Origin of the sequence: Sphingobacterium siyangense (assembly GCF_023277505.1) — a bacterium.
Classification (GTDB): domain Bacteria; phylum Bacteroidota; class Bacteroidia; order Sphingobacteriales; family Sphingobacteriaceae; genus Sphingobacterium; species Sphingobacterium siyangense.
This window is the reverse complement of the sequence record NZ_CP080574.1, coordinates 6,013,430-6,038,458: the sequence shown is the minus strand read 5'-3', so window position 1 is coordinate 6,038,458 and position 25,029 is coordinate 6,013,430. Positions and strand designations below refer to the sequence as shown.

Genomic DNA, 25,029 nt, shown 5'->3' with positions numbered 1-25,029 from the left:
TTTGAACTGTAAACAATTCAGTTATTTACAATAGAAAGGCTTCTTCAAGAAGCCTTTTTTCTTTCATAGCATCAGCATGGGCACCTGATTTTTCTTGGCGCTGAAATTGCTTGCTATACGGTGTCGTACATCAAAAAACAATAGATATGAAATTATCCGTATTATTTCTTTGCTTAGCAGCAGTTTCGCTAAGTGCATGCAATCAAACTTCAAAAGAGAGTCCGCATGCTACAGGAGATTCTTCAGTACATGAGACCGCGGCAGTAGATACTGCCCATACATCGCAAAACTCACTGGATTGGGCTGGTACCTATGAAGCTACTATTCCCTGTGCAGATTGTGAAGGTATCAAAACCAATATTACCTTAAAGAATGATAATACCTTTGCCATCGTCAGTGAATATATTAATAAAAATACCAAGGTTGAGGATACTGGCAAAGTCATGTGGCATGACAACGGATCCGTTGTTCATCTCACAGGGAAAGAGACAAATATGAAATTGAAGGTCGGCGAAAATAAGCTGATTGGACTAGATCAGGAAGGCCATGCGATCGATGGTCCCAATGCACATCTCTATGTGTACAATAAGGTCGAAGGAGAGAAACTGTAAAACGAAGCTCCGATAACAGAATTAGCCGCTGATGTATTTACCGTAGGGAACTTTTCGGAGAAGATACGTCAGTAAGGCACTCGCCAACAGGGTGAGAACCGTTGCTGCCGGGATTTTCCACAAAGTGGATAATGGAAGCAAAGGATGAATATAATTCAGCAATAAAATATGGCATAAGTAAATGCCAAAGCTGTGAATGTCGATAAATTCCCAGAAGGCGTTGAGCTGTTCTGGGAGTTTAAGGCCTTGCACGAAGATGAATAAAAAGCCTGCACTCAATGCGATATTTGGCGAAAGATAGTTGTAAAGTGTCGGGTCAAACTCTCCGCGAGAAGCACTCAAATGCGATGTCCCCGAAGCCGTAATTAAACAACAGATCAGAAAAAACGTAAAACTTGATAATTTGATCATTTGGATTGGATAATTACGCAAATAATGCCCCAAGACAAGGTAACCCGCATACCCTGAGAAAAAGGTCAGGTCAAAATTAGGTAGGTAACTATTGAACCATTTATTTGTAAAAAATAACGCTGCAAACCACAATCCCAAAAAGATCTCAAGCTCCCTTTTACTGCAGTTGCCAACAATTTTGCGTATGAAAGGAACTGCAAGGTAGAGCCCAAGTATCATGTAAAGATACCAAAGGTGTGCATTTGTTCCTGATTTTAAGCGAATTAACACAATGTTAATAACTTGTGGAAAACCAATGTAGTCAAAATCAATGTACCGAATAAAATAATAGAGAAGATAGACGATCGTCCAAAAAAGAAAGGGCGGGACAATTTTTAACAGACGTTTCCGATAAAATTGTCCCGTGCTTTCGTCTTTCTGTAGCAGCAGAGCGCCTGAAATAATGACAAACAGGGGTACGGCAAAGCGCGAGAAGCTATTGATCCAATTGGCATAACTCCAGTCGAATGACTCAAATTCATTGCTGTTTAGGTAGCCCGAAGAGGAATGAATCAAGATAACGAGGAATATCGCAACAATACGTAGTACACTGATATAACTGGTTCGCGCCATTTGATTATGCTGTTTTTATTGACTTTTACTGTCGTAGGCTTTCAAATACAGCAGGGTTAGGAGTGCGCCAATGCTCGCCATACCCACACCAACAAGGGACGGTGTATTGTACGCAAAATGTAAGGTTATTGGAATGCCACCTAAAAATGCACCTAAGGTATTGCCAAGGTTAAAGGCGGCCTGACCACCTGCCGCAGCCAGTGTTGCAGCTTCTTTTGAAGCGCGAATTAACATCAGTTGTGTCGGCGAACCAATGGTAAAGGATACCAGTCCAGTAATAAATGCCAAAGGATAGGCTGTCCAACCCAAAGGCGATATAAAGTAAACCATCACAAGGCATAGCGCCATGGCAGAAAAACTAGCGATCGCAGCTTTAGTTGGGGAGATTGTATCTGCCAATTTTCCGCCGATAAGATTCCCGAAAAACATACCAACACCGATCAGGACCATAATCAACGGTACACGATCAGCAGCGATGCCCGACACATTGGTTACTAAAGGCGCGATGTAACTGATCCATGCAAAAAGTCCACCGGTACCGATGGCGATAATAGCCATTAATAGCCAGGCAATTTTTTTGTTGAAGAAATTGAGCTGGCTAAAGATGTTATTCCCTTTGGAAGCTTCAATTTTTGGCATCCAAGCATAAATTGCTGCAAAAGTGATTAATCCCAATATACTGATGATACCATACGTCAAACGCCATGAATAATGATGGCCGAGGTAGGTTCCTAGCGGTACTCCAGCCAAATTGGCAATGGTCATTCCTGTGAACATGATAGATATAGCCTGGGCTTCTTTTCCCTTTGGTGCCAACCGAGCAGCAACAACAGATCCAACACCAAAAAATGCACCATGCGGAAGCCCGGCCATAAAACGGGAGAGGCTGATCAAAAATTGACCTGGAGCAATACTAAATAGGCCGTTGAAAATAAAGAAGAGCAACATTAAAAAAAGTAATACCTTCTTTGGCGGATATTTTCCCGTAAATAGGACTAATGTTGGGGCACCTACAACAACACCCAGTGCGTATAGTGCAATCAGGTGCGCGGCGGTAGGGATCTCGATATGAAGATCTTTGGCAATATCAGGCAAGATACCCATCATCGTGAATTCGGTCATTCCGATGGCAAGTCCGCCAAATGCCAAAGCGATAATTCCTTTGTTCATTGTATTTTAAGGTTGAGGTTGTACGATAATGGTACGAAGATAATAAATAGATTGTACTAAAAATTATTGATACCTTTTTTGAGGGACACAAGTAACATTTTTAGTCTTTCTTAAGATGATCTGACGTTGATCTAATCTGCTTTCCAGTACCACCGAATCCGCAGCATGATAAACAACTTTAAAGCGGGGGATATACTGTCCGGAAAGATAGCAGCCTGAAATTTTCTGCTTGCCATTCTCTTTGGTATAAATACCATCGACAATGATGGAGTCTCCACGCAAAACATAAATACCCTTTGCATGTTCTGTCCAGGATCCATTTTTGTAACAGCTATCCGGAATTGTTTGTACCTTATTGTTGACGTGCATGGTCGCGTAAACAGAATCACAGGTAAACTTGAAATCGGTCAAGGTATATTGCATCATCTGCTGTTGTCCTGGAATACTGTCTTGGACCCATTCTCCCTGTAAAAAGGGTGCGCCTTCGTTCTGCATATCCGAATTGAATTTGCAGGCAGTAAAAAAGAAAAACATACCTATGGCAAGTGCCAATAGGTATGTCTTTGTTCGTATGTTTTTTATTGAAATAAAAGTCACAGCTTATTTTAAACTTCCAACCATATCTTCTGGTTTTACCCAGGCATCGAAATCTTCAGGAGTCACATAACCTAAGCGTACGGCTTCTTCTTTAAGCGTAGTACCATTTTTATGTGCTGTTTGTGCGATTTCTGCTGATTTGTAGTAACCAATTTTTGTGTTCAGTGCCGTTACTAACATCAATGAGTTGTCTACCAATTCTTTGATGCGTTTGTAGTTCGGTTCAATACCAGCTGCACAGTGCTCTTCAAATGAAACACAAGCATCACCCAATAGGCGAGCAGACTGTAAGAAGTTTGCGGCCATCAATGGTTTGAACACGTTTAGTTCATAGTGACCTTGCGTTCCACCAATTGTAATAGCCACATCATTACCCATCACTTGCGCCGCGACCATTGTCAATGCTTCACATTGCGTTGGATTAACTTTACCTGGCATAATCGATGATCCTGGTTCGTTCTCAGGGATCAAGATTTCACCGATACCTGAACGTGGGCCAGAAGCCAACATACGGATATCATTTGCAATTTTATTTAATGAAACAGCCAATTGCTTCAATGCACCGTGTGTTTCAACGATTGCGTCGTGAGCAGCCAATGCCTCAAATTTATTTTCAGCGGTTACGAAAGGTAGGCCAGTAAATTCAGCGATATATTTAGCAACGACAACGTCATAGCCGTTTGGTGTATTTAATCCTGTCCCTACAGCAGTACCTCCCAATGCAAGTTCTGACAAATGCGAAAGTGTATTTCTTAAAGCTTTCAGACCATGGTTCAATTGAGCAACATAACCTGAAATCTCTTGACCTAGAGTCAATGGGGTAGCATCCATTAAGTGTGTACGGCCAATTTTAACTACGTTTTTAAACTCCTCAGCTTTTTTTGCCAATGTGTCACGCAATTTTTCTACACCTGGAATGGTAACTTCAGCAACAGCTTTGTAAGCCGCAATATGCATTCCTGTAGGGAAAGTATCGTTAGATGATTGTGATTTGTTTACATCATCATTTGCTTTTAACACAGGTTCACCTTCACCAATTTTATGTCCAGCCAATACTTGTGCACGGTTTGCGACAACCTCATTCACATTCATGTTGGATTGTGTACCCGAGCCCGTTTGCCAAATAACCAATGGAAATTGGTCATCCAATTTGCCCGCCAAGATCTCATCACATACTGTAGCGATCGCATCACGTTTCTCTACAGGTAATACCCCCAACTCGTGGTTAGCATAAGCAGCTGCTTTTTTCAAATAAGCAAAGCCTGCGATGATTTCGTGTGGCATAGAAGCTGCCGGTCCGATTTTAAAGTTTTTGCGTGAACGCTCTGTTTGTGCACCCCAGTATTTGTCTGCAGGTACTTGAACTTCACCCATTGTGTCTTTTTCAATTCTGAATGACATAGTATGTAAGTATAAGTAAAACGTAAAAATTAAAAGCATATGTGCAAAGCACATCATACATCACTCACAAAGTTACAGGATAATACAGTAAAGAACAAGGATTAAAGCATAAAGACACAATAAGCAGGCTTTAAAAACCAAGACGTTTTGTCAAGAAATCATTTACATGGTGGAAAACCTGTTTCGGTTTTAACGTCCGCCAGGGGATCACGTTCAATGTACCACCGAAATTAATGTAATAATCTATATTTTGCTGCTGGAATTCTTCAATAACATGCTCACGGAAACCAATGCCCGCAATCCATCCGTCCTCGATATCCTGAAACCATTCCTCATAGTAAGAGTCGTCTGAAGCATGAAAATTCAGTACATTCTCTCCGATTAGAATAAAATACTTGATCCCTTGACTGATCAATACATCAATAATCTCTCGCTTGAGCAACATGATGTCATTGTAGATTGCATCATTCCATTCACCAATCAGTTCGATAATACAGTACTGTTTCTCATAGTCTACAAACAGTATTTTCAGATATAAGGTAAGCGAACCGAATTCATCCCATTGTGGGTGCAAAAGAAAATTATAGATCTGTTTGTCAAAATCGAATTCGCTGTAGACTGTACCATAAAATGGGGATTGTTCATCTTCAGCGGCGATGTAATAGTCCCGCCAATTGTAATAAGGTTCGATTTCGTGCATAAAGTGGAATCTTTTTAATTCAAACTAAGATAAATTTACGCGAATTTGCAAGTTAAATTATAGAGATCATTGTCATGTATTGAAATTAAATGTTTGGCACTCCTACGAGCTGTTTGGTTATGATTTTTGATAAAGACTTTTAATCATGGACAAGCTTTGTTCCTTGACCAAAACCAGGTCGTGAACTTTTTGTTTTTAATGTAAAAATATGGGTTCAAAAACTCGTTTAACCGAATAAACTTGCTATTTTTGATAAAGTAATTAATTGTTGAATAGTTTGTCTCATCTTCGGTAATTCATGAAGATTTCCCATGCAGAAAAGTATTAAACGAAATATTTTTGTAGCCGCTACATATGCTGCAGTATTGCTTCTCGGCTTGCTGTTGGGACAAAATTATGCCGAGGAACAGGGAAGTAACCAGAAAACCACCTTTTCAAGTTTGCGCTCCAATGGCAATTCCGATAAATTACAATATCTCATTCAGTTAATTTCCGAGAATTACGTCGACAATGTCAGTATAGACACCGTGCAGGATGAAGCCATTGAGCATGTTGTTTCCCGCCTGGATCCTTTTTCCACCTTTTTGAAACCCAATCAAGTGCTAGCAAAGCAGGAAACGCTTGAGGGAACATTTGATGGTATCGGAGTAGAGTACTTTCGCCTGAAAGATACGCTACTTGTTGTTGGGATGGTTGCAGCTGGTCCCGCTGAGAAAGCAGGTATGCGTATCGGCGACCGCATTTTAAAGATCGGTAATAAGGATCTTGTCGGAAGAAAGGTTGCCGAATCCGAAATTGAAAAACTGATCCGCGGAAAGAAAGGAACAGCTGTATTGATCTCCATTCAACGCAATGGAGTAGTATTGGGCAATCCAATAAAAGTCATTCGTGATCAGGTAAATGTTTCGAGTTTAGATGCATCGTATATGATCGCTCCGAAAACAGCTTATGTGAAAATTCGAAGATTTGGACATAAGACAGCAGATGAATTCCGCCAGTCACTCATTGACTTACGAAAAAGCGGAGCTCAAGATCTTATTTTGGACCTACGTAATAATGGTGGCGGATTTGTACATACGGCAATTGATCTGGCTGGTCAATTTTTCAAAGAAAAGAGACTGTTGATGTATACCGAGGGTGCGAATGAACTGCGCCAGGATTTCTATTCTGAGAAGGCGGGTGATTTTGGTGATGGCCGGGTCATTGTGCTGATCAATGAAAGCACAGCATCAGCGAGCGAAATACTGAGCGGTGCTCTTCAGGATTTGGATCGGGCAACTATTGTCGGCCGCAGATCCTATGGCAAAGGTTTGGTGCAAGAGCAATTTGATTTTTCAGACGGTTCTGCAATCAATCTGACTGTGGCTCGCTACTATACACCGCTTGGAAGATGTATTCAGCGAAAATATGCACGGGCGAATTTTGATGCAGCAAAATACATGACAGGCTTTGATCTATGGACAATGGATACCGAATTCAGCCAAAAGGAAATGTTTACAACCAGCAAAGGAAAGCTTGTATTCGGCGGTGGCGGTATTCTTCCGGACGTGACTATCCCGATTGACACCAATGAAACCAGTGCCAAGTACCGCGAGATATTTCATTCCAATGCAATCGAAGAGTTTGTTTATGATCGCTTCACGAAACATCTGCCGGCATATTCTATCGAGAATTTCATTAGTGGTTATCACTTGCCAGCAACAGAATTTGATCTATTCATTTCATATCTTAATAGCCAAAAGCGGATCGCGGTCACAGCCAAAGAAGCAAAAAACTTACATGATTTAATTCAATCCGATATTGAGGCCTTGGTAGGTCGGTATTATTTTGGTCGTGAAGCGTATTACAAAATCAAAAACCGAAGAGATAAATTTATTGAAATAGGTCTTAAAACGTTGGGGTATCAAATGCCTAAGGTTTAAGTCTAAGATCAGACCATACAGGATAATGATCCGACAATTTTTGTTTGACAATCTGATAGTTCATCACCTGAAATTTCTGGCTGGCAAAAATATAATCGATCTGGAATATCGGAAGCAGGGCATGATGGGTTACTCCCCAGCCATTACCTTTCTCCTTAAATGCATTATACAGCCCGTCTCCAATTAGATTGACCGAGTAGCTCATTGGAGTATCATTGAAATCACCTACAGCAATATAAGGATATTGACATTCATTCATGTGTTTCTTTAACGAATGCGCCTGTTCGCTACGAAGCTCGAAGGCATTCTTAAGTTTGCGACTCAATTTACGTGTCCTCGAATTATCCGATTCATTATTATTCGACAGATTTTGGATAAATTCCTTGTCTTCATTTTGAAGGGCAAAAGAACGGAGATGTATATTATAGATGCGAATCAGTGTATCCTGTTTTTTGATATCTACATAACTAATCCGGTTGATTCCGTAATCGTTGTCTCTGATGGTACCTGAATCATAGATTGGGAAGCGGGATAGGACAGCCATTCCATAAGCCTCGTAATCGTTTTTAGAACTAGGTTCAAAGAAAAAATAATCATAGCCCAGTTTATCCTTGAATTCTTCGGAGAACACATGTTTTCCTTTGATCTTGCTAATATATTCCTGAAAGCAGATCACATCGGGAGATATGCTGTCGATAATTCGGACCACGTCGGCTTTAAAGTTTTTTTTCTCATCGTTTACTTTTTTGAATAAATGAGCATTGAAGGTCATGATGCGCAGGGTACGTGTCTCGGAAGAAACAGGGGCATTCTCTTTGCGAATGTTCCAATGTTTAGTCAAAAAAGGCCATCCAATGAGGATTGTGACGAGTGAATAAAGAGCAATTTTCCGTTTGCGGAGTAGCCAATAAAAGATAAATCCAATATTGATAAGGAGAATTGGAAGGTAGCCCAGGCCCATAAATGCAATTGGCCAAAAAGATTTAGGATTAATGAAGGTCGCCGAATAGCTCATAAGCAATGCAACGATCGCAAGCACATTTGCCAGGAACATTGTTTTACTTATAAAGCCCAGTTTTCTTCTTAAAAATGTCCTTTTATCCATCAACCTTGTCACCACTATTGCTTGCCCTAAAGAGCGTTTCTTTTTCATGGTTCGTTAGACTGTCGTAGCCAGAAACAGAAATTTTATCTAAGATAGCATCGATTTCGTCCTGATTGGGTAAGTCATAACGATGTTTCCGATTTGTCGGAATATTGTTACCTACAACGACTTTCATTTTTGCAGGCTTCTTTTGTTTTTTCTGGAAAATTGTGGACCAGTCCATCCCCGATTTTAGCGCATAAGTGAATCCCATTCCGAAAAGTATAACTGCAAAATACGAAATGGCAGCAGGTCGATTGGTCATGGTAAGGGTAAGGAATTCCAGTCCAAAATAAATAATAGCCACTAATTTTAGCTTAACAGTACCAATAAGGAGAAAGCGTAATTCGTACTTGGGAATCAAAGTCACAATCGCGGCTAATACTGCTGCCAACGGGAGAGAACCGCCCATGAGCTGCACGCTATCAGAAACGGGAATAAGTGATCCAAAGCCCACATAAAGAATGCTGCCGAGCAACCACGAAGCAATATAAACAAATAGAAATTGCCTCTTGTTTAAGAAGGTAAAAAAGATCTGACCGACCCAATAGAGCCAAAGACTATCAAAAAGTATAGTCAGAAGCTTGACGTAAACGAAATTTGATGTGATTAATGACCAAGGTTGTGCGATAAATGCTGAGAAATTACTCGGTAAACTTAATCGACGTACAATAGGCTCCAAAAAGCTTTGTGGTACAATTTTTAATTCGAAGAGCAGGTCTAAAAAATAAATGAGGACAAATAAACAGACCTGAATACTGATCACCAAAGGTACAGGTGAGCCAGTTTTATAGGTTTGTCTCCAAAAATCTTTTAAACCGATGTTATTCATTGCGCACGATATTAATAAATTCCTTTTCTAATCTTCCACAGTTTAAGCAGTAGATAGCCAAATAGTGCACCACCGACATGAGCCAGGTGAGCCACAGAATCCCCTGGTCTAGACAAGCTCATATAAATTTCGATGAGGATAAATCCACCGATCATATACTTTGCTTTGACTGGTACAGGAATAAACAAAAATTGAAGCGGTATGTTTGGAAAAAGGTAGGCAAATGCTAATAGAACACCATAAATCGCTCCTGAGGCCCCCAACATCGGAATGAGGTAAGTTAGGGCTTCATTATTTCCGGTATTGGCTATGGCAATAAGTTCGTTTCCGCTTATGCCGTGAAGTGGAGCGAAAGAACCTGTCGCATTATAGAGTTGTATACCATTCACTGCTGTATAAAGAAACCAGGCACCGATTCCCGAAACTAGGTAGAAATTTAAAAAACGTTTTGACCCAAGTACCTGCTCAATCATAGGACCGAACATAACCAATGAAAACATATTGAAGAAGATATGGCTAATATCTTTCTTGTCGTGCATAAACATATGCGTGATCACCTGCCAGATTTTAAAATAAGGGGAGTCCGGATAATAGACCGCAAGATAATCATATGCTACAGGTACAAGTTGTGATCCAATATAAAATATGATATTGATGATCAATAAATTCTTGATAACAGGTGTCAGTTGTGGAAACATATATTTTATCTTCTAATTTTTGCCAAATTTTTCCGCTAACTCTTGCAATGTAAATGTTACAATTACAGGGTTGCCATAGATGGAGATATTGGGTGAGTGACAGGCAAATAGTCTGTCCACAAGCTCTGCCATTGCTGTATTGTCCAACGCGGTACCAGGCTTAATGGCCGCATTACGGGCAAGGCTCTTAGCAAGATTTTCGCGCTTAGCGAGCTTATACTCAGATTGATTGTTTTTGTAATCCTCCAATATTTTCTCAATCATCTTTATTTCGTCGAATCCTGTCCCTAAGTCTGCAGGAATTCCGTCAATAATATAGGAATTTTTTCCAAATTCACGAATTTGAAAGCCTAAGCCATTGATGTCCTCCAGAAGGTCTTTCATTAATTCATTATCTGCAGCATTCAGGTCCAAAGTCTGTGGAAACAAACTTTGTTGACTCAGACCTTTATGTTGGTCCAGTTGCGCAAGAAATTGCTCAAAGAGAATGCGTTCATGTGCAGCCTGTTGATCGATTAGAATAAATCCAGAGTGAATCTGAGAAACAATATATTTATTATGGAGCTGAAAAAAGAGCTTTGAGGATGACTTGTCTTCGACCTGAATGACCTGTGAGCTATCCGTATGCAATTCCGGCTCCGCATGCAATGGCAGCTGAACAGATTCCTCCTTTTCGACGATTTGGTACAAGGAATCCCAATTGCTGGGTATGCCACCTGTTTTCTTACTGAGTCCTTCAGCGTAGCTTTCTGAGCGCGTGTAGCTCGAGCCAGATTTTGATTTGTCTGTATCAAATGGATTGAAGTCCGGATTAAAAGTTACCGTTGGAACGATAATTTCATCCAATGCCTTTTTTGTAATGAGATTGGTGAAGCTCGTTTCCTGTTCAAAATCCAAAGATGGCATAATATTGTACCGTCCCAACGATCTTTTTACGGCTGAACGGATAATGGCGTAAATAGCCTTATCGTCTTCATACTTAATTTCTGTCTTGGTAGGGTGTACGTTGATATCGATGCGTGCAGGATCTATGTCGATAAATAAGACATAGAAAGGGAATGTTTCGGCCTGTAAAATATCTTCATAAGCATTCATGACTGCATGATGCAGGTATGGATCACGTACAAAGCGTTTGTTGACAAAGAAAAACTGTTCACCACGTGTTTTTTTTGCAAATTCAGGTTTCCCAACAAAACCTTCTACCTTGATGATCGACGTATCTTCTTCCACAGGGACAAGTCGCTGATTGTAATTGTTGCCAAAAATATGGACAATACGTTGTTTCAGCGTCTCAGCCGGCAAATGGTAGATCTCATTTCCGTCGCTATGCAAGGATAGGAAAATCTGTGGATTTGATAAGGCAATACGTTGAAATTCATCAATAATATGACGCATTTCTACGGAGTTACTCTTTAGAAAGTTCCTTCGCGCAGGAATATTGTAAAAAAGATTTTTAACTAAAATATTTGTTCCGGCAGCAACAGCTTCCGGGTATTGGTTGACAACTTTTGATCCCTCTATCTCAACAACTGTACCCAGTTCATCTTCGATGCGGCGTGTTTTGAGCTCTACCTGTGCAATCGCAGCAATGGAGGCCATTGCTTCACCACGGAAACCCATTGTGCGGATAGCGAATAAGTCTTCAGCCTTACGAATTTTCGATGTTGCGTGACGTTCAAAACAAAGACGAGCATCAGTTACGCTCATGCCACAGCCATTGTCAATGACCTGGATCAATGACTTGCCTGCATCTTTAACAATAAGTTTTATTTTGTCAGCTCCAGCATCAATAGCATTCTCAATCAATTCTTTAATGGCAGACGCTGGTCGCTGCACCACTTCTCCCGCCGCAATCTGATTAGCAACATTATCTGGAAGTAATTGAATAATATCCGACATATAATACAAAGTTAAGAAATATCCATATTTACAGCGTATAAACACTGATGAAAATCAACTGGACATTCCGTATGTTCTTTAAAAGCAAAAACCTTTAATGTGTTCATTTATACAAATGAAAATGGATGGCATTGATAAATAGTTGCGCCCTATTCCTCGGCCGTCAATCAGTGTGCGATATCTATTGCCCCCTGTAAGACAAAGCTCAAGGAGTTGGAAAACATTCCTGCGCAATAACCGAGCCATCCCGGGCAAACAGCAGCCGTGAAACATAATACTTCGCGGCTGCCGTTTCAAAGGCATTACATTTCCAATTTTAAGAAACGTGCTGTTTCGCTTTTATTATTTTTAATTAAGTTTTCAGGTGTTCCTTCAAATAGAACCTGCCCACCGTCTTTGCCACCTTCGGGACCGATATCAATGACCCAATCGGCCGATTTAACGACATCAAGGTTATGCTCAATAATCAAAATGGTATTCCCGCGCCCGACCAGGCGATTGATAACGCCCATAAGGACATTGACATCTTCAAAGTGAAGACCTGTTGTCGGTTCATCAAGGATATAGAATGTATTTCCAGTGTCTTTTTTAGAAAGTTCAGTAGCCAATTTTACCCGTTGTGCCTCACCTCCGGATAAGGTTGTCGAGGACTGTCCTAAGGTGATATAACCCAAACCTACATCCTGCAGTGTTTTGATCTTTCGGTAAATACTCGGTACATTTTCGAAGAAATCCACAGCATCGTTGATGCTCATATCAAGTACATCGGAAATGGATTTTCCTTTGTAGCGTACCTCTAAAGTTTCTCGGTTGTAGCGTTTTCCGTGACATGTTTCACAAGGAACCTGTACATCGGGGAGGAAATTCATTTCAATGACTTTCAATCCGGCTCCCTGACAGGTTTCACAACGACCACCTTTGACGTTAAAGGAGAATCTTCCGGGCTTATAGCCTCTGATCTTAGCTTCTGGAAGCTGAACAAATAAGGTTCTGATATCCGAAAATACACCAGTATAGGTCGATGGGTTTGACCGCGGTGTACGGCCGATAGGACTTTGGTCGATCTCGATGACTTTGTCAATATGTTCTAACCCTTCAATTTTTTTGAAAGGCAGTGGAATTGCTTTGGCTCTGAAAAAATGTTTATTCAAAATCGGGTATAAAGTACCTGTGATTAGGCTTGATTTACCCGAACCTGAAACACCCGATACAACAATGAGTTTTCCTAATGGAAAAGAGACAGACAGATTTTTTAAGTTATGTCCGGTTGCTCCATGTAATGACAATGTTTTTCCATTGCCCTCACGGCGTTTCTCAGGAATCTTAACCTCTTTTGTCCCGTTGAGGTAAGCTGCTGTTAAAGAGTTTGATTTTAAGATTTCTGTTGGTGTACCTTCGGCAACCACAGTCCCACCATGAACGCCTGCAGCAGGTCCCATGTCGATAACATGGTCGGCATGTAGGATCATGTCTTTATCATGTTCTACAACAAGGACCGAATTGCCAATATCGCGTAGGTTTTTAAGTGCATTGATCAAACGTTCGTTATCCCGCTGATGGAGCCCAATACTCGGTTCATCCAGAATATAAAGTACATTCACCAGTTGGGAACCAATCTGTGTGGCCAGACGGATCCGCTGTGCTTCACCACCTGAAAGTGTTTTAGCAGTACGGTCTAAAGTCAAGTAATTTAGGCCGACATCCAGCAGGAAGCCTAAACGTGCGCGGATTTCCTTTAATATCTCCGTTGCAATAATGAGCTGGCGTTCATCAAGTTTGCTTTCAACCTGATCAAACCATTCTTTGATGGATGTAATGTCCATCGTTGAGAGCTCATGGATATTTTTATCCGCAATTTTAAAATGTAAAGACTCTTTTTTTAGACGTGCTCCCGCACAGGTTGGACAGGTCACTTTCGTTCTGAAGTCATCTAAAGAAGGCGCCTCATCCGATGATTTTCCCGAAAACTCTTCCAGCATCTTAAAGATTCCTTCAAATTCAACACGATATTCACGCGTGCCATAACTTCCATAAGATACAGTGACAACGATAGGCTCTTCCTTATTGCCAAATAAAAGCTGGTCAATCTGTTCTTCAGTTAGTTTTTCAAGCGGTGTCGTAATGGTAAAATCTAATTTTTTTGCGACAGCTTTCAATACTTCCGAAGTCCAATTTTCCCGGGTAGGTCCCAAAGGGGCCAAACCACCTTTTTGAATACTTAGTTTTTTATCCGGGATAACGGCATTCTTATCAATTTCAAAAATATAGCCCAAACCATCACATGTAGGACACGCACCGTATGGGGAATTGAATGAGAAGGTATTTGGCTGTGGCTCATCATAAGAGATCCCCGATTCGGCATCCATGAGATAACGGCTATAGAATTGCTCCTGATTATCTTTCGTGGAGACCTTGATGATACCTTTCGCTGTTTTCATCGCCTGCATCACGGAAGTTTGTAAGCGCTTTTTATCTTCACGCTCTACTTTCAAACGATCTACGACGATTTCAATATCGTGTATTTTGTAGCGGTCGACCTGCATTTTTGGAACAAGGTCCAATATTTCTCCATCCACACGTACCTTCACATAACCTTGCTTACGGATTTGTTCAAACAACTCACGGTAGTGGCCTTTACGTCCCTTAACCACTGGTGCCAGGATGTTCAGGGCCTGTCCTTCAAACTCAGTCAAAATCCGTTCGATAACCTGATCGTCCGACATACGCTCCATTTTCTTCCCGGTCACATAGGAGAAAGCTTCTCCTGCTCGGGCAAATAGTAGACGCATAAAATCATACACCTCAGTAATGGTTCCAACAGTGGACCTCGGGTTTTTGCTGGTGGTTTTCTGCTCAATGGAGATCACTGGGCTTAAGCCCGATATCTTGTCCACATCCGGACGTTCCATGCCACCCAAAAACTGACGGCTGTAGGCACTGAATGTCTCCATATACCGACGTTGTCCTTCGGCATAAATGGTGTCAAAAGCCAAGGAAGACTTTCCGCTGCCACTTAAACCTGTGATAACAACCAATTCATTTCTCGGAAAAGAAACATCTATATTTTTTAGATTATGCGCACGCGCTCCAAATACCTGAACTTCACTTTGTTCGCCCAAATCTGGGCTTCTTTTTACTGCCATGAAAACTCCTTAAGGTCCCCGTGTGAGGGATTAAATGCAAAACATGCAAAATTACAGATTTTAAAGGAATTATGCGAGCCTATCTGACTTTTGGAACAAAATGTGATATACAAGTGATTTAAAAAAATAATGTACCTTGCACAGTAAATCTAAATTTATGCGAAAATACGACGTCAGCAAACAAGAGAAACAATCGATCGACGATATTGTCCAATTTTGGAAGAAAGAGAACTTATTGGATGAACAAAAAGCGAACGAGCTGATGGATAGTTTAGACGTGAAAAGTTTTGATTGGGGACAACTGGCTAGATATGCCTTTTGGATTGCCTTGGCATCTCTGGTCTTCGCTGTTTTTTCGTTGTTTACAGATGCATCATTCTTGGCCTTTGTGGATACCCTCTACGAAGCACCTAATATCCTATTTTGCTTCTTTTTCGCTGCCGTGGCTGTATTATTCTATACGCTGGGTTTTCGGTATAAGAAACGCTATCCTTATAAAAATCTATCCACGGAAACCATGATGCTGATTGGGGTTTTCGGAACTGCGGCCTGTATCGGGTTTATGGGTAAAGTATTGGATAAAGATACGATGCACTATTCCCTGTTATTTTTACTCTCCGTGGCGATTTATGGCTTTCTTGCCGTTAAGCTCGAGAGTAAGCTGATTTGGACGTTTATGCTTTTGGCCTTGGGCGTATGGTTTGCGACCGAGACCGCCTACCATAGCAATTGGGGATTTAAGTTTTGGGGGATGAACTATCCGCTGCGTTTTACCATTTTTGGGGCACTGATAACCGCGTTGGCTGTTTGGGTTCAACCCAGGTTTGAACGGCTACAAATCTTTCAGCCCATCAGTTATATTGTCGGATTGATCTATCTGATGGTATCCTTGTGGACCCTTTCTATTTTTGGAAATTATGCTGATTTCTATGAATGGACGACTGTACGTCAATACCATATGTTCTATTGGGGTATTTTATCCACTGCCGTGTCGGTATTCCTGGTTGTCTACGGCTTAAAAGCGAAAGATAACGTCAGCAGAGAAGTAGGCTTTGTATTTTTAGTGCTCAATATCTATACCCGCTATGTCGAGTATCTCTGGGATAATATCAATAGAGCAGTGTTCTTTTTAATTTTGGCCGTGTCCTTTTGGTTTGTCGGCCGTTGGGCAGAGAAATTATGGAACAAACGGAAGGAAGAGATTGCTGGATAACTCTTAAAATTGAATCGTAAATCCGATACCTCTATTCGAACTGATGCTCAGATTGGGATCCAGACTTAAATATTTGCGGATTCGCGTAATAAAGACATCCATGCTCCTTCCTGTAAAGAAATCTGCATTTCCCCATACCTTTTCAAGGATTTCTTCACGTGTGACAAGCTGACCATTGTGTTGCCATAGAAAGAGGAGAAGTTGTGCTTCACGTTCAGTGAGCTTAAATTGTTCCAAAGTATGGCTTAATAATAATTGTTCAGGATGGAATAGATAGCTCCCGATGGCGATCGATTTTGGAGTACTATTTTTCTGATTCCGCTTTAATATATTTTGTATGCGAAGCAATAGTTCCTCGGGATCACAAGGTTTAGTGACATAATCATCTGCACCGATTTTTAGTCCCGTGAGCTTATCTATTTTTTGCTCCTTTGCTGTTAAGAAGATAAAGGGTAAAGCAGGGTATAGTGCATTGATTTCTTTGGCGAGGCTAAAACCACTGATTTGAGGAAGCATAACATCCAGTATAACCAGATCGTAATCGGCTAGCAGCTGGAAATTTTCCGTCAGATCATTGGGCTGCGCTATCCAGTCTATGGCAAATGTGGATAGCTCAAGGTACTGCTTAAGCATATAACCAAAATCTGGATCATCTTCAACGAGTAATATTTTATTCATTTTTGTTTTCAGTAGTTGAGTTAATATAAATGCTTTAGTCTATGGCCGCCTATTGTCTTTTCACAGCTTATCCTTGTTTTTGGTCATATTTCCGATGATGGAACAAGCGTATGCGGCAGCTGGATTTTAAACGTAGTCCCGACATTGGGTTCGCTGGTTACAGTAAGCTGTCCGTGATAACGATCGACGATTTTTTTTACAAGGAAAAGGCCGATTCCCAGGCCTTTGGTGTCGTGAACATTGTCTTTTTGGATACGGTAAAACTTGTCGAAAATATAGGGTAGCTCGGACTCCTCCATGCCATAACCGTTATCCTGTATATAAACCGAGAGTTTACCTTTTTGATCCTCAAAAAAGATATCAATCCAAGTTGCACCATATTTTACGGCATTGTTCATCAGGTTCTGAAATAATGTTGTCGCATCATTTGGGCTCAGGCATAGTTTGCCGTCAGGCAAAGGACTTAATTGGAATGCGATAGCCGGATTGGTCAATTGAAAATCGTCGAAAATAGCTTGAAGTTCTGCTCTGGTAACAGGAGGCTGATCAGTTGTTTGAAGGTTCTCGTTAAGGGGATCAATTGTCTGTTCCAAGCGATTTACTTGTCGCTCAATAACCGTTATAATGTTTTCGTCTGTTGATTTTCGAAGTGTTTTAGCGGCAATCTTCAGGGTTGCAATAGGTGTTTTGAGTTCATGTGAAATATTGTCGACGACATCGTGCAGTACGGTGATCTGTTTCTGCTGTTTTCGGAGATTCTGAATGGTTCTATAAAAAAGCCAAAGAAAAGCGGCTAGAATAAATAAGGTGCTCAATAGGAGCGAAGTAAGTTCTTTGAACAATATCCAGTTGAGATTCGTTACCTCAAAGGAAGTTTTCCGATGTACAAAAAAGGTGTACAAGATCTCTCGGCTTTGGATACTGTCTTTGATTTTCTGTGTTTCTGTTTTTTCTGTTATCCATTCGCTTGAAGAGAGTTCTACGGGTTGACGAAACGTTCCATTTGTTATGTAGACAGTGATAGGCCCCGCTGCGATTTGTTTTTCTAGGTTCTTGAAGTAAATACCCAAAATTTCCTTTTTCAGGATGACATCCATTCCCAAGGGTTGAAATAAGCTGTCGACATATCGCGTGAGCCTTTGGGATGTTTTATGGGCGTTTGCATGGTATAACTCCTTTAATTTTTCGGCCGTTATCTCATGTTTAACCAATTTGATGTAGTAATCTCTAGCAATGTCTTTGCTCATTAAATCATCATCAAAAAGCTTGTCGTTGTCATGAAGCTTGCCCAGCTTGCTTTTCACAGTGGCAAAAATATCACGCTGTTTGAGCTGATAAGTATTGTACAATTGATACCCCTGTATGCCAATAAGTACGGCAAAAAATAACGCGAAGAGGACGATATAACTTTTGGGTTTCAATTCCATACACAAATATAACTGCTGAGGGCTAAGATAATATACCTTAACCCAGTATTAACCCTTTATTAACCATTATTTGCCGTCACTATAGACACTTTTGAAGCATAGAATATCAGCGTATGAAATGGCCGCGATTGTCAAATAGGTATGACCACAAACTGGCCTACGTATTACAAAACATAAATTCTAACAAATAGAATAATGCGGATAAGCTATACTACTATTAAAATACTAATTATTTGTACATGAAATTGATCCTATTTTTTCTGGCTTTCCCCTTGTTGCTTTCGGCACAGACCAAGCAAATCGGGGGACAAGTACAGGATGCAAACAAAATTGTGCTGGCGGGAGCGACTGTTATGCTATTGGATAGCAACTATCAAGAGATCCGTGAAGTAAAGACTGACCATTTTGGAAAATTCTTACTTACGCTGGATCATCCTAGTGGATACTATCTACGGACAAGCTATCTGAACTTCAAGTCTCAGGAACTTTTTTTTCGCAGCGATACCATTTCACGCCCTTTGTTACTTGAACTTATTCCCGAAGCAAAGGTACTTGAAGAAGCGCAGGTCGTGGGTCGAGCTCCCCGATTGATCCGTAGGTTGGATCGCTTAGAGTTCAACGTTCAGAATTCCAATCTTTCAGCACTGAATAGCTGGGATATTTTGAAGCGTACGCCATTGGTGATGGTGAATGGTGCGGATTTAATGGTCCGTGGAAACAAAAATATTGTTGTCCTCATTAATGACCGAAAAGTGATGCTCACGGGGGACGAACTGAAAACCTATCTGGAGAATACAGCAGGTAGCGACGTGCAATCGATAGAGGTTATTACCAATCCACCTGCAAAATATGAAGCTGAGGGAAGTACGATTATCAATATTAAACTTTCCAAATCCAACCTATATGGCTATAGAGGCACGGTGGTTGCATTGGCCGAAAAAAGCAGTACCTGGAAGCAACTGTTTGGACTAACCCAGTATTATAAAAATGAAAAATTCAATCTTCGAGGTACGTATAATTTCGGACGAGGGACTTACGCACGCTATGAAACGAATTATGTTTATTATCCAAATGAGCAAACCTCATGGGAAGGTGTCATGGATCGATTTGATACCAATAACAGTCAGAACAGCTATGTGTTTTCGATAGACTATACACCCGATACAACCTGGGCGGTTAATGCTGGACTAAATGGATATTACGGACCGAAAACCTATGGTATTTATGAGGTGCCCACCATTATATACGATAAAAATCATGTACAGGAGTCCAGTTATTTTACCACCAATGATCATCAACGATCGACAAAAACGAATAACCTCTACCTTCAGGTAACAAAGAAGCTTAATTCCAGGTGGAGCATAAATTGGTCATCCTACTTCACTGACAATCATTCGACAAATGATCAGGATGTACTGACAGCGCTGCGATTTAAGGGGGAGGAACCGACAGATACCCGATTTATTAGTAATAATGGAAATAAAAATCGGCTTTTTTCTTCCCAGATAGATTTCACCGGAAAAATAAAGAAGCTGGGGATGGAGTTTGGTGGAAAATTTAGCGATGTGAAAACGACGAGTACCCTTGCTTTCTTTGATGATGAATCAGGAGAGCTCGAGCAAAGGCCTGATAAGAGTAGTGTGTTTGATTACAAAGAACGTAATGTGGCTTTGTATGGCTCATTGGACTATGCCTGGAAAAAATGGAGCTGGAAAGCAGGTTTAAGGGGAGAATATACCGATTTGGAAGGTATTGTATCCGAACCAGCTGATATCAATAAGCGTGATTATTTTGTGCTCTTTCCGACATTTTACATGCAATATGCCTTGACTGACGATCAGCAGTTTGGTTTTTCTTATGGGAAGCGTATCAGCCGACCTTCTTACTCTTGGCTTAATCCCGCAAAATCCTATTACAATCGTTTTTCTTATTTTCAGGGAGACCCACGTTTAAGGGCGACGATCGTTCATAACCTGAATCTGACCTGGACAAAAAACAACTGGAATATCGATCTCTTCTACCGATTTGAAAAGTGGCCCAATATGGAAATTTCCCGCCAAGATAACAACAATCACCAACTTATTTTCCAATATACCAATATCAAGAAAGGACAAGGGGCAGGGATAGACTTAGGAAAGAGTTTTCAGCTGACCGGGCGCTGGGGATTGAATCTGCAGCTAGAGGGGATGTATAACCAGAATTACTTTATGGGTACTGATGACGTATTGCACAAGAATGATGTGTATATCGGCAACGGAAACGTAAGCACCAACTATGTGCTGAATAAGGATGCCGGTTGGAACCTTGAACTGGGTAATACATTTACATCGCCCACGATACAGGGGCCATTTCATATTACAGGGTATTCAAGTACCTATGTGATGACAAATCGAAAATTCTTTAAAAAGAAATTTGAAGTAAATCTATCATTTATGGATATTTTCAAAACAGAGAAAATGACGATATCATCCAAGTACGGCGATCAAAATAATTTTTATAGGGACTATCGGGATACTAGAAAAGTAAATCTGACGCTGCGGTATCATTTTGGAAATCAGAAAGTCAAAAGCAGTAATCAGCCCACTAGAACAGAAGAACAGAATCGTTTGTAAATCAGTTAACCTTAGTAAAGTTAAATCCTGCTACAGATTCTATTGTCTGTCGGTAAATGGGAATGAATGCAACACGGATAAAACAATAATCCTCCACATCGCATGTGGAGGATTATCAGATGCCCAGAAAGTATTTTCTTAGTTTATTTTCAAAGAATATGTGATATTAATACCACCAGCGGCAAGCATATCGTGTACTGAGCAATACTTTTTAACGGCTAATTCAGCCGCTTTGGCTGCTTTTACCTCATCAATTTCACCTTTTAGGAAAAAATTAATGTGAATATCTGTAAATACTTGTGGAATTTCTTCCCGGCGTTTACCTTCTACTTCGACCTGGATATCGTCAATTTGCTGGCGTTGTTTTACAAGTATGCTATGGAGGTCAAAGACGCTGCAAGAACCCAGTGCCATTAAAACCAATTCCATTGGACGAACACCTTTACCTTCACCGCCGATAGCTTCCGAGCCATCAATGTTGACTTTGACAGGGGATAATTCACTGCTGGCTTCGAAATGCACAGCTTGGTTGACACGGTTTAATTTGATTTTCATCTTATTTTATTTTATTCTTTTTTGCTCGTTTAGGCTGTGGGACATGATATGATACTTCACTTCCTTTTTTCAAACCATACGAGGGCTTTGTAGTTCAATCTATACTAAACAAATATACAAAAAAGGCAGACGAATATTCGTCTGCCTTTTGTCAGTATGTAGATCATTAACTAGTTTGAAGCAGGGGCAGTATCTGGCAGTTTAACACCGCGATATTTTGCTACGTCAACTTGTGGGATCTTCGATCCATATTTTGAATTGATCGCACTGATGAAGATGTTGGCCATTAGGGCATTTCCAATTGGCGTTAGGTGGATACCATCCAAAGAGAAAGCATTTCCAGTGATATATTTTGCACTAACCGCTAGTCCGTTGATACGAACACCATCTTTTACATTATTCAAGAACTCATGTACATCCGCTAGAGCCAGGCCTTTTGAGTCCGCAGCAGCTTTGATGGCCGCATTATACTCGTTGATACGTTGTACAACTGTTGCCGTTTCGCTTACATCAAGCACGTATTTGTCTTCCACAGGATTCAGTGGGTGTAAGCCGTACGGAATTTGTGCCGCATTTGGTTTCCCCAATAATCCTGTTGAAGAGAAAGGGAGAACAAAATAATCTTGATCAGTAGCTGCACGAGGACCTGACTTTGTTGCAATGTAGATATTTGTTACCGGTGTCGGCGGATTTGTTGCATTCACAGCTGCCAATAAAGCAGCACGGGTTACCGTCGTAAAATAAGGTGTTGCTGTTACATCTGGAATTGTGGCCAGTACGCCTTTTTGACCTCCTGCTGTTAATGTCGTTACATAGTTGCCCAATAAAGACGTGAAGAGCGCAGTAGAAGTCAATGTTGATGTTGGTCCATCTTCTACACCACCGTTAGTCGCCCAGCCTAGAGCATCGTTATTGCCTAAAGCAAAACTAAAGAAGGTATGGTTTTGCGTCGTTGAATAGGCAAAATATGTTTTCATCGCATCCGCGTCAGGTAGTAAGCGTTCGAAATACATGTTTCCGGCCTGTGACCCTATCCCAGCTACAAAAGCCATATCCATACGCATGCCTGGTACACCAAGGTTGTTGATCGGGTCGGTATATTTGGTCAATAATTTTGGTGAAGCCGAGCGATAAGCTAATTTATCGGTTACCTGTGCCGTCACAGGCTGTCCATTGACAAGTGCTGTAAGCGTAATATAGCCAGAACCATTGGCTTGATCTTCACTGAAAAATGGCGATTTGAACTCACCTCCACCCACTTGTTTCAATTGTTCCGCAATTAAATTGGGGTAAGCCACCTTTTGGCCCTCTAAGTAGAGTCCGCCATCGGCATATCCTGCTGTCAATGAATTACCGATGGCAACATATTTTGAAAAATTAAGCGATCCAGCCGAAGGCGTATATTCGTCCAAGGTCGGTTTACATGAGGCGATCGCTAAAAGTGCTAACGCCGCAGCTATATAAAGTTTGTTTTTTTTCATCTTAGTCAAATTTGGCTGTTAATTACCATTTATAGCTTACACCAATACCAGGAGCAAAAATATTTGTTGCATAAGTACCTGATAGATGGCTCTCCACGTTGGTTGACTGGCGAGCCACAATCCGTTGATACGCAAAGGAACCTGTGACGTCAAATTTTGGTGATGGTTTTATTGTAAAACCTCCCGATATTAAGTATCTGGTGTTGTCTGGTGTCTCGGGATAAACATAGGCGCTCTGTTGCACCGGTGTTGCGATCACACCGCCACCTATACGTAATTGCAAGCGGTCGGAAGCAATATATTCCAATCCTGCTTTGACGGATCCTGCTTTATCGTATTTTTTTGGTGAATGCGTATCTTGCAATACGGGCGTGTTTTCTTTGTAATCGAAATCTAGCGCTTTATATATGTCGTAGTTGATGAGCGTTGCATCAAGAGCCATCTTCAATTTCTCCGAAATAGGGAAGGCGATGCCTGCGGCAAATGTGGATGGTAGCGGTAATTCAGCACTGAATTTGTTGCCCGCAGGGAAGTTGCTTGCGACGGATTCAGGTACGTCAAAATTTGCATCCCCATTTTTAAGTTTGGTGACGACTTTAGAGCGGTAACTTACCGATATGGCAAATTCGTCTTCTAGGTTATAATGTATACCCACGTTATACCCCGTTCCAGTTCCAGTTCCTTTTAAGGTTGCCAATCCGGCGTGACCGTCCGGATAGAATACAGGAACAGAATTTTCGAGGTCTACGGTACCAATGTTGTATACAAAACCACCCCCAACACTAAAATTTTCAGTTAGTTTGAAACTTAATGTGGGCTGAATATAGATTGCACGTAGCGAAAGGCTAACCAAACTGAATTTACCCACCCAATCTTTCCCCCAATCGACGGCTCCACCATAAGGTGTGTAGACTCCAATACCGGCTTTCCACCAGGAATTTTTAGGGCCGAATGCGGCAAATAATGAAAAAGGAGTTGAAATCTGATTTCTAGTATGATAAACAACTGTACTTCCAACCTCTTGAAATGCAGATTTGTACATTACGGCATTACCTGCAACTGAAATAGCATTATGGTCCATTTTTGCTAAAGCACCCGGGCTATAGAAAATGGAAGATTCATCTAAAAAGTAAGCAGAGCCTGCTCCTCCCATTCCCACTGCCTTGGGACTTTGTAGATTCACTTGTGATCCTTGTGCAAACAAGAGTGACGGACTTGCACAAAGTATTGAGAATAGTAGTTTCTTCATACTAGTGTTTATTGTTTGGTTAACATTCCTCTTTCAAATACAATGCTAACATAATAAATGTTTGACTAAAATTAATAAATGTTGTGTAATATTTTTTTTGCTCGTACCTTTAAGTGCAAGGATACTAAAAATTAAACGATCATATTATATGGCTACAATCACTTTTAAAGGCAATCCAGTAAACACGAAAGGCAGTTTACCACAGGTTGGCGAGCAAGCTCCTGATTTTAAATTAACTGCAGGCGATCTTTCCGATAAGTCTCTTACAGATTTCAAAGGAAAAAAAATTGTATTAAATATTTTTCCTAGTGTAGATACCGGAACTTGTGCTGCTTCCGTACGTGCATTTAATAAAGAAGCATCGCAGTTGGATAACACTATTGTGTTATGTATATCGAAAGATTTGCCTTTTGCACAAGGACGCTTTTGTGCAGCAGAGGGGCTAAATAACGTAGTGACATTATCAGAGTATAAAGATTCAAACTTTTCAGATGCTTATCAATTGGCTATCGCTGATGGACCTTTGGCGGGTTTATTGAGCCGTGTTGTCATCACATTGGATGAAAATGGAAAAGTATTGTACGAAGAGCAAGTCGCAGAAATTGCTGATGAGCCAAATTATGCTGCAGCGATCGCATCGTTGAATTAAGAAGGATGCGAGTGAATAAAAAAAG

The 25,029-nt window shown here is 40.8% G+C and carries 20 protein-coding genes; 5 read left to right on the top strand and 15 right to left on the bottom strand.

Going from position 1 to position 25,029, the window contains the following annotated elements; genetic code table 11:
* Nucleotides 1–146 precede the first annotated feature (146 nt).
* Nucleotides 147–611, top strand: a complete 465-nt coding sequence (locus tag K2F45_RS25325) for a copper resistance protein NlpE (protein WP_248932649.1) — start codon at nucleotides 147–149, stop codon at nucleotides 609–611.
* 21 nt (nucleotides 612–632) lie between these two features.
* On the opposite strand, the gene K2F45_RS25320 is transcribed toward K2F45_RS25325, so the two are convergent.
* From K2F45_RS25320 to K2F45_RS25300, 5 genes are all read right to left on the bottom strand, one after another.
* Entirely contained in the window at nucleotides 633–1,634 is a 1,002-nt protein-coding gene (locus tag K2F45_RS25320) for an acyltransferase (protein ID WP_248932648.1), read from the bottom strand.
* Nucleotides 1,635–1,649: 15 nt separating this feature from the next.
* Nucleotides 1,650–2,804, bottom strand: a complete 1,155-nt coding sequence (locus K2F45_RS25315; RefSeq protein ID WP_248932647.1) for an MFS transporter — start codon at nucleotides 2,802–2,804, stop codon at nucleotides 1,650–1,652.
* 63 nt (nucleotides 2,805–2,867) lie between these two features.
* Complete coding sequence (locus tag K2F45_RS25310; protein WP_248932646.1) at nucleotides 2,868–3,299, bottom strand: fumarate hydratase; 432 nt, start codon at nucleotides 3,297–3,299, stop codon at nucleotides 2,868–2,870.
* 105 nt (nucleotides 3,300–3,404) lie between these two features.
* A complete protein-coding gene (gene fumC / locus K2F45_RS25305) occupies nucleotides 3,405–4,802 on the bottom strand; it encodes a class II fumarate hydratase (protein ID WP_248932645.1) in 1,398 nt (465 codons plus the stop codon).
* Between the two features lie 130 nt (nucleotides 4,803–4,932).
* A complete protein-coding gene (locus K2F45_RS25300) occupies nucleotides 4,933–5,502 on the bottom strand; it encodes a hypothetical protein (protein WP_248932644.1) in 570 nt (189 codons plus the stop codon).
* Nucleotides 5,503–5,813: 311 nt separating this feature from the next.
* Here K2F45_RS25300 and K2F45_RS25295 point away from each other — a divergent pair, with 311 nt between their 5' ends.
* The gene (locus tag K2F45_RS25295) at nucleotides 5,814–7,424 is read left to right on the top strand and encodes a S41 family peptidase (protein ID WP_075994410.1); all 1,611 of its coding nucleotides are present in this window, start codon (nucleotides 5,814–5,816) and stop codon (nucleotides 7,422–7,424) included.
* Here the strand turns inward: K2F45_RS25295 and K2F45_RS25290 are convergent.
* The 5 genes from K2F45_RS25290 to uvrA all read right to left on the bottom strand — a co-directional run bounded on the left by K2F45_RS25290 (nucleotide 7,414) and on the right by uvrA (nucleotide 15,140).
* On the bottom strand, nucleotides 7,414–8,577 hold the full coding sequence (locus K2F45_RS25290; protein WP_248932643.1) for an endonuclease/exonuclease/phosphatase family protein: 1,164 nt from the start codon (nucleotides 8,575–8,577) through the stop codon (nucleotides 7,414–7,416). The genes K2F45_RS25295 and K2F45_RS25290 overlap by 11 nt on opposite strands.
* On the bottom strand, nucleotides 8,522–9,400 hold the full coding sequence (locus K2F45_RS25285; protein ID WP_248932642.1) for a rhomboid family intramembrane serine protease: 879 nt from the start codon (nucleotides 9,398–9,400) through the stop codon (nucleotides 8,522–8,524). The genes K2F45_RS25290 and K2F45_RS25285 overlap by 56 nt, the downstream gene beginning before the upstream one ends.
* 11 nt (nucleotides 9,401–9,411) lie before the next feature.
* Nucleotides 9,412–10,098: a rhomboid family intramembrane serine protease gene (locus K2F45_RS25280; protein WP_248932641.1), complete on the bottom strand. Its 687-nt coding sequence runs from the start codon at nucleotides 10,096–10,098 to the stop codon at nucleotides 9,412–9,414.
* A 12-nt stretch (nucleotides 10,099–10,110) separates the two neighbouring features.
* Entirely contained in the window at nucleotides 10,111–11,997 is a 1,887-nt protein-coding gene (gene mutL, locus K2F45_RS25275; RefSeq protein WP_120335051.1) for a DNA mismatch repair endonuclease MutL, read from the bottom strand.
* A 302-nt stretch (nucleotides 11,998–12,299) separates the two neighbouring features.
* Nucleotides 12,300–15,140 carry an excinuclease ABC subunit UvrA gene (uvrA, locus tag K2F45_RS25270; protein WP_159727395.1) on the bottom strand — a complete coding sequence of 947 codons (2,841 nt, stop codon included), beginning with the start codon at nucleotides 15,138–15,140 and terminating at the stop codon, nucleotides 12,300–12,302.
* Nucleotides 15,141–15,297: 157 nt separating this feature from the next.
* Here uvrA and K2F45_RS25265 point away from each other — a divergent pair, with 157 nt between their 5' ends.
* Nucleotides 15,298–16,353, top strand: coding sequence for a DUF2157 domain-containing protein (locus K2F45_RS25265; RefSeq protein ID WP_070570250.1), 1,056 nt, complete (start codon nucleotides 15,298–15,300; stop codon nucleotides 16,351–16,353).
* Between the two features lie 3 nt (nucleotides 16,354–16,356).
* Here K2F45_RS25265 and K2F45_RS25260 read toward each other — a convergent pair whose 3' ends face one another.
* Both K2F45_RS25260 and K2F45_RS25255 read right to left on the bottom strand, forming a co-directional pair.
* A complete protein-coding gene (locus K2F45_RS25260) occupies nucleotides 16,357–17,031 on the bottom strand; it encodes a response regulator transcription factor (RefSeq protein ID WP_248932640.1) in 675 nt (224 codons plus the stop codon).
* A gap of 83 nt (nucleotides 17,032–17,114) precedes the next feature.
* Nucleotides 17,115–18,458: a sensor histidine kinase gene (locus tag K2F45_RS25255; RefSeq protein WP_075994403.1), complete on the bottom strand. Its 1,344-nt coding sequence runs from the start codon at nucleotides 18,456–18,458 to the stop codon at nucleotides 17,115–17,117.
* A gap of 239 nt (nucleotides 18,459–18,697) precedes the next feature.
* Between K2F45_RS25255 and K2F45_RS25250 the strand changes: the two genes are divergently transcribed.
* Entirely contained in the window at nucleotides 18,698–21,070 is a 2,373-nt protein-coding gene (locus K2F45_RS25250) for an outer membrane beta-barrel family protein (protein WP_248932639.1), read from the top strand.
* A gap of 138 nt (nucleotides 21,071–21,208) precedes the next feature.
* On the opposite strand, the gene K2F45_RS25245 is transcribed toward K2F45_RS25250, so the two are convergent.
* The 3 genes from K2F45_RS25245 to K2F45_RS25235 form a co-directional block, all read right to left on the bottom strand.
* Entirely contained in the window at nucleotides 21,209–21,625 is a 417-nt protein-coding gene (locus tag K2F45_RS25245; protein WP_070570243.1) for an OsmC family protein, read from the bottom strand.
* Nucleotides 21,626–21,795: 170 nt separating this feature from the next.
* Entirely contained in the window at nucleotides 21,796–23,106 is a 1,311-nt protein-coding gene (locus tag K2F45_RS25240; RefSeq protein WP_075994401.1) for an SGNH/GDSL hydrolase family protein, read from the bottom strand.
* Nucleotides 23,107–23,128: 22 nt separating this feature from the next.
* Nucleotides 23,129–24,355 (bottom strand): OmpP1/FadL family transporter, encoded by a 1,227-nt coding sequence (locus K2F45_RS25235; protein ID WP_075994400.1) that lies wholly within the window; start codon nucleotides 24,353–24,355, stop codon nucleotides 23,129–23,131.
* Nucleotides 24,356–24,503: 148 nt separating this feature from the next.
* Between K2F45_RS25235 and tpx the strand changes: the two genes are divergently transcribed.
* On the top strand, nucleotides 24,504–25,004 hold the full coding sequence (gene tpx, locus K2F45_RS25230) for a thiol peroxidase (protein ID WP_075994399.1): 501 nt from the start codon (nucleotides 24,504–24,506) through the stop codon (nucleotides 25,002–25,004).
* The last annotated feature ends 25 nt before the right edge of the window (nucleotides 25,005–25,029 follow it).

Bases quoted from the DNA above. Each gene is read 5' to 3' on its own strand.
- uvrA (WP_159727395.1), bottom strand. From the start codon at position 15,140: ATGGCAGTAAAAAGAAGCCCAGATTTGGGCGAACAAAGTGAAGTTCAG.
- K2F45_RS25290 (WP_248932643.1), bottom strand. From the start codon at position 8,577: ATGAAAAAGAAACGCTCTTTAGGGCAAGCAATAGTGGTGACAAGGTTG.
- K2F45_RS25315 (WP_248932647.1), bottom strand. From the start codon at position 2,804: ATGAACAAAGGAATTATCGCTTTGGCATTTGGCGGACTTGCCATCGGA.
- K2F45_RS25240 (WP_075994401.1), bottom strand. From the start codon at position 23,106: ATGAAAAAAAACAAACTTTATATAGCTGCGGCGTTAGCACTTTTAGCG.
- K2F45_RS25300 (WP_248932644.1), bottom strand. From the start codon at position 5,502: ATGCACGAAATCGAACCTTATTACAATTGGCGGGACTATTACATCGCC.
- K2F45_RS25250 (WP_248932639.1), top strand. From the start codon at position 18,698: ATGAAATTGATCCTATTTTTTCTGGCTTTCCCCTTGTTGCTTTCGGCA.
- K2F45_RS25310 (WP_248932646.1), bottom strand. From the start codon at position 3,299: ATGCAGAACGAAGGCGCACCCTTTTTACAGGGAGAATGGGTCCAAGAC.
- K2F45_RS25260 (WP_248932640.1), bottom strand. From the start codon at position 17,031: ATGAATAAAATATTACTCGTTGAAGATGATCCAGATTTTGGTTATATG.
- K2F45_RS25245 (WP_070570243.1), bottom strand. From the start codon at position 21,625: ATGAAAATCAAATTAAACCGTGTCAACCAAGCTGTGCATTTCGAAGCC.
- K2F45_RS25235 (WP_075994400.1), bottom strand. From the start codon at position 24,355: ATGAAGAAACTACTATTCTCAATACTTTGTGCAAGTCCGTCACTCTTG.
- tpx (WP_075994399.1), top strand. From the start codon at position 24,504: ATGGCTACAATCACTTTTAAAGGCAATCCAGTAAACACGAAAGGCAGT.
- K2F45_RS25325 (WP_248932649.1), top strand. From the start codon at position 147: ATGAAATTATCCGTATTATTTCTTTGCTTAGCAGCAGTTTCGCTAAGT.
- K2F45_RS25285 (WP_248932642.1), bottom strand. From the start codon at position 9,400: ATGAATAACATCGGTTTAAAAGATTTTTGGAGACAAACCTATAAAACT.
- mutL (WP_120335051.1), bottom strand. From the start codon at position 11,997: ATGTCGGATATTATTCAATTACTTCCAGATAATGTTGCTAATCAGATT.
- K2F45_RS25295 (WP_075994410.1), top strand. From the start codon at position 5,814: ATGCAGAAAAGTATTAAACGAAATATTTTTGTAGCCGCTACATATGCT.
- K2F45_RS25320 (WP_248932648.1), bottom strand. From the start codon at position 1,634: ATGGCGCGAACCAGTTATATCAGTGTACTACGTATTGTTGCGATATTC.
- K2F45_RS25255 (WP_075994403.1), bottom strand. From the start codon at position 18,458: ATGGAATTGAAACCCAAAAGTTATATCGTCCTCTTCGCGTTATTTTTT.
- K2F45_RS25280 (WP_248932641.1), bottom strand. From the start codon at position 10,098: ATGTTTCCACAACTGACACCTGTTATCAAGAATTTATTGATCATCAAT.
- K2F45_RS25265 (WP_070570250.1), top strand. From the start codon at position 15,298: ATGCGAAAATACGACGTCAGCAAACAAGAGAAACAATCGATCGACGAT.
- fumC (WP_248932645.1), bottom strand. From the start codon at position 4,802: ATGTCATTCAGAATTGAAAAAGACACAATGGGTGAAGTTCAAGTACCT.